The organism is Mycobacterium sp. (assembly GCF_049802695.1).
Taxonomy (GTDB): Bacteria; Actinomycetota; Actinomycetes; order Mycobacteriales; family Mycobacteriaceae; genus Mycobacterium.
In genome coordinates, this window is sequence record NZ_JBARMY010000473.1 from 1 (window position 1) to 4,222 (window position 4,222).

5 protein-coding genes and 1 pseudogene are annotated in these 4,222 nt (G+C 67.1%); 3 read left to right on the forward strand and 3 right to left on the reverse strand.

Features of this window, described 5'->3' with window-relative positions; all coding sequences use genetic code 11:
• Window positions 1-219, forward strand: a 219-nt coding sequence (locus tag WA317_RS18875; protein ID WP_425174486.1) for a hypothetical protein, incomplete at its 5' end; no start/stop codon positions are given.
• 117 nt (window positions 220-336) lie between these two features.
• A complete protein-coding gene (locus tag WA317_RS18880; RefSeq protein ID WP_425174487.1) occupies window positions 337-732 on the forward strand; it encodes a hypothetical protein in 396 nt (131 codons plus the stop codon).
• A 13-nt stretch (window positions 733-745) separates the two neighbouring features.
• On the opposite strand, the gene WA317_RS18885 is transcribed toward WA317_RS18880, so the two are convergent.
• Window positions 746-1,609, reverse strand: a complete 864-nt coding sequence (locus WA317_RS18885) for an RDD family protein (RefSeq protein WP_425174488.1) — start codon at window positions 1,607-1,609, stop codon at window positions 746-748.
• An 85-nt stretch (window positions 1,610-1,694) separates the two neighbouring features.
• On the opposite strand from WA317_RS18885, the gene WA317_RS18890 reads away from it, so the two are divergent.
• Window positions 1,695-2,687, forward strand: a complete 993-nt coding sequence (locus WA317_RS18890) for a stage II sporulation protein M (protein WP_425174489.1) — start codon at window positions 1,695-1,697, stop codon at window positions 2,685-2,687.
• A gap of 45 nt (window positions 2,688-2,732) precedes the next feature.
• Here WA317_RS18890 and WA317_RS18895 read toward each other — a convergent pair whose 3' ends face one another.
• Entirely contained in the window at window positions 2,733-4,055 is a 1,323-nt protein-coding gene (locus WA317_RS18895; RefSeq protein ID WP_425174490.1) for a DUF58 domain-containing protein, read from the reverse strand.
• A pseudogene (locus tag WA317_RS18900) lies at window positions 4,055-4,222 on the reverse strand (AAA family ATPase); the annotation flags it as partial. The gene WA317_RS18895 and the pseudogene WA317_RS18900, both read right to left, overlap by 1 nt.

Genomic DNA, 4,222 nt, shown 5'->3' on the forward strand with positions numbered 1-4,222 from the left:
ACCGAACCCAGGGCCGAAGCCGGGCCCGAATGGACCGCCTCGGCCGGCGTCGTTGCCGCGCAGGTAGTCGCGGAATTCGCGACGGGCCTGGCGACGGTGCTCGTGCAGCGCACGCCGTTGCTGCGGGGCGAAATCGAAGCCGGGGTGCTGGCCGCCCTCATGGAAGGGGCCGCCGGTGAAAGGGGTAAATGGATGGTGCAAGGTTTGTCTCGTTTCTGAGTTTCGGTCAGCATCGGGTGTGCTAACGATGCGTCAACGATATATCGTTAACTATCGTTATGCAAGTAGGGCCGTTGCGGTGTTTGTCTCCGACGGTTGACGGGTAGGAAGTGAAAAATGAGCGACGAAAAACCTCATCTGGAGACCGTCGGCAAGAGCGGCGACGGCACGGTGACCGCGATGCGGGCTGAACCTGGCAGTGACAGTCGGGTGCGTCTGTGGATCAACTGGGTGTTGGCACTGCTGACCATTCCGGCGGCGGCCGTAGTGCTGGTGTTTGCCCTGGGCGCGGTCATGAGCACTGCGGGGTGTAACGACAAACAGTGCCCCAACCTGGGCCCCAGCGGCATCGGTTTCGGCGTGCTCTTCTACGGCGCCCCGGTCGTGGCACTGGCCGCTATCGTCATCACGTTCTTCACCGCACGGCGCCGCTGGGGCATCGTGGTGCCGCTGACCGCACTAGCTTTGTTAATCGCAGACATCGCCATCGTCGCCACCACAGTTGCGCAGTAGTCTCTGGCCTCCGTCAACGCGGGGCAGCAAAGCCATCAGAGTCGGGCACCGGCGCGCGGTAACTGGATGGCGACGAGGCCTCAGTGCTGTCCGCCGCAGGCGGCCATGAACCGGGTCGCGTCGATCGCGGACCGGGCACCGGTCGCAGCCGCGCCAATTCTCTGCGGTGCCGCTCGGCGAGTACGGCGGCGAGCACCAATTGTGGCGGCACGCCCGGCGGCGGTGGCGGCGCGATGCGGGCCACCACGTCACCCGCGATGCGATACGCCATCTGCTCCCGCAGCTGCGGGTCGAGTTGTGTTGCGCGGGCGAGAAACTGGCGCGCCAGCTCAGCCTGGTGCGCGCCCAGTCCATTCAGCTGCAGCGACGGCGCCCACCACGCCAGCGACGGCGGCATCACCGGAGGCGGCGGCAGCCGCGGACCCCGTTCGCTGACTACCACGGTGCCCGCGAAGATGTCACCGAGCCGTTTGCCTTTCGGCGACAGCAGGCTGCAAATCACGGCGGGACTACCCAGCAGCAACCAGATCTCCACCACCGATGCCAGCGCCCGAAACAAGGCTTGGCGGAAGCGTTCCGGGCCGCCGTCCTCGGACACCACCCGCAACCCCATGACGAGCTTGCCCAACGACCGGCCGCGAGTCGTGGTCTCGAACACCAGCGGGTACCCGACGAACATCAGCACTGAGAAGATCACCGTGATCGCACCGGTCAGCGCGTCGTCCAGTGTCTCCAGGGTGGCCGCCCACAGCATCAGGGCCAATAGATAGCCGATGATGACGATCACGATGTCGATCAGCGCGCTGACCGCACGCACCGGCAACTGAGCGATCTGCACGTCGAGTACGACGGCGTCCCCGGTCACCACCTCCGGCATAATCGGGAACGCTACTCGCGCGCTGGTCTTGCTGCCGACCCGCTGCGGCCGGCTTCCGATCGCCAGGCTGGGTAGGCTTCCCGGCGTGGACGTCGATGCGTTCGTGGTGACCCATCGCGGCACCTGGGATCGGCTGGAATGGCTGCTCAAGCATCGGCGCCGGCTCACGGGCGCTGAGATCGACGAACTCGTCGAGCTCTATCAGCGAGTGTCGACCCACCTGTCCATCGTCCGTTCGGCATCGTCGGATTCGGCGCTGGTGGGTCGGCTTTCATCACTTGTCGCGCGCGGCCGCGCGGCGGTCACCGGCGCACACGTACCGCTCACCAGCGAACTCATCCGATTCTGGACGGTGTCGTTTCCCATCGTCGCATATCGTGCCTGGCGGTGGTGGCTGGCGACGGCGGCCATCTTCTTCGCAGTCACGGTGGTGATCGCCTTCTGGGTGATCGGCAGCACCGACGTCCAGTCCACCGTCGGAACGCCAAGCGAGATCGACAAACTGGTCAACCACGACTTCGCGTCGTACTACAGCGAGCATCCCGCTGCGGCGTTCGCGTTGCACGTCTGGGTGAACAATTCGTGGGTAGCCGCCAAGTGCATCGGGTTTGCCATCTTGCTGGGCTTGCCGATTCCGCTGCTGCTGTTCGAGAATGCCGCCAACCTCGGCGTCTCGGCCGGCCTGATGTACCAGGCCGGCAAAACCGGGATCTTGTTCGGCCTGCTGAGCCCGCACGGACTGTTGGAGTTATCAGCGGTGCTCTTGGCCGGCGCCGTCGGTATGCGGTTGGGCTGGTCGGTGATCGCCCCCGGCAATCGGCCGCGCGGCCAGGTGCTCGCCGAGCAGGGCCGGGCTGTCGTCGCGGTCGCCGTCGGGCTGGTGGTGGTGCTACTGGTGTCCGGTTTGATCGAAGGATTGGTGACGCCGTCCCCGCTACCGACATTCCTGCGGATTGGGATCGGCGTTGCCGCCGAGGCCGCGTTTCTCTCCTACATCGTCCATTTTGGTCGGCGCGCCGCGCGGGCTGGCGAAACCGGAGACATCGCCGACGCTCCGGACGTCGTTCCCGTTGAGTGAGCGAGCCGGTGAGAAGCCTGTTCTGACTGGTCATTCGGCGGAAACTCAGAGCCGCCCAGTAGCCTTCATCGCCAGGTAGCGGTCGGCCAGCGCGGGCGCGATCTCCTCGGGCGGCGCGTCGATGACCTCTGCGCCAAGACCGCGCAGCCGTGAGGCGATCGACCGCCGGTCGCTGCGGGCCCGTTCTGCCGCAGCGGCATCGTAAACCGCGGCGGCGTCTGAACGGCCGAGCGCCATTCGGTCGACGCGCGGGTCGGCCACCGCCGCCACGATCACGGTGTGTTTAGCCGACACCTGCGGCAGTACCGGCAGTAATCCCTCGTCCAGTGCGGTCGCGTTCAAGTCCGTCAGCAACACCATCAACGACCGCCGCCGCGTCCGACCGGCAATCGTCGAAACCGCTGCACGCCAGTCCGATTCAAGCAACGCCGGTTGCAGCGGGGCCATCGCGTCGACCAATTGCGCCAGCAGATCGGTGCGCGACGCCCCGAAGACGCCGGCCCGCGTCACGCGATCGTGCGCGAGGAAGTCGACGTGGTCGCCGGCCCGTGACGCCAGCGCCGCCAGCAGTAGCGCGGCGTCCATCGACCAGTCCAGTCGGGGCCATCCGCTCGGGTCGGCCGCGGTCGGGTCCACACCGACTCGGCCGGCTGCGGTCCGTCCGGTGTCGAGAACGAGCAGTACCCGACGGTCGCGTTCGGGCCGCCAGGTGCGGACGACAACGTCCGCACGGCGGGCGGTGGCCCGCCAGTCGATCGAGCGAACGTCATCGCCTACGACATACTCACGCAGCGAATCGAACTCGGTGCCTTGCCCCCGGGTCAAGGTGGGCAGCAAGCCGTCTATCTCACGCAGCCTGGCCAGTCGTGACGGCAAATGCTTGCGCGACACAAATGGCGGCAGCACCCGCAGCTCTCCGGGAACCGGCGTCGAACGCTGGCGTCCGGCCAGGCCCAGCGGCCCGATGGATCGCGCGGTCACCATCGCCGAGCGTTGTTGACCGCGGCGGACGGGTCGCAGTTCGGTATCGATGCGCTGCGTGTGTCCGGTGCCGAGTCTGACGGTGTGATAGCGGGGTTGGGCGCGGGCACTGGGCGCCCAGGCGTCGCGCAGCTGGCCTCTGAGCCGGCGGCGACCCTCGTTCGTGATCAGCAGGGCGGCACTGACCTGTTCACCGAGCCGGGTCGACGGGCACGGTAGACGCGTGAAGTGCAGCGCGCGCGGACTGGCTGCCAATCCGGCGTCGAAAGCCACTACTAGCGCGAGCGACACCAGCAACACGATGAACGACGTTGCCGGCCACGGCGACAGCACGATGGGAACCGCGCAGATCAGCGCCAGCAGCCCTGCGCGCCCGGTCAGGACCACTAGCGCGGCACCGGAACCGAGGCCAGGATTCCGTCCAGTACACCGTCGGCCGTGGCGCCTTCCAGCTCGGCTTCCGGGCGAAGCGCAACCCGGTGCCGCAGCGTCGGGCGGGCCATGGCTTTCACGTCGTCGGGGGTGACATAGTTGCGCCCGGACAGCCACGACCA

Excerpts from the sequence above, each read along its gene's own strand:
- WA317_RS18880 (WP_425174487.1), top strand. The coding sequence starts at position 337 with ATGAGCGACGAAAAACCTCATCTGGAGACCGTCGGCAAGAGCGGCGAC.
- WA317_RS18885 (WP_425174488.1), bottom strand. The coding sequence starts at position 1,609 with ATGCCGGAGGTGGTGACCGGGGACGCCGTCGTACTCGACGTGCAGATC.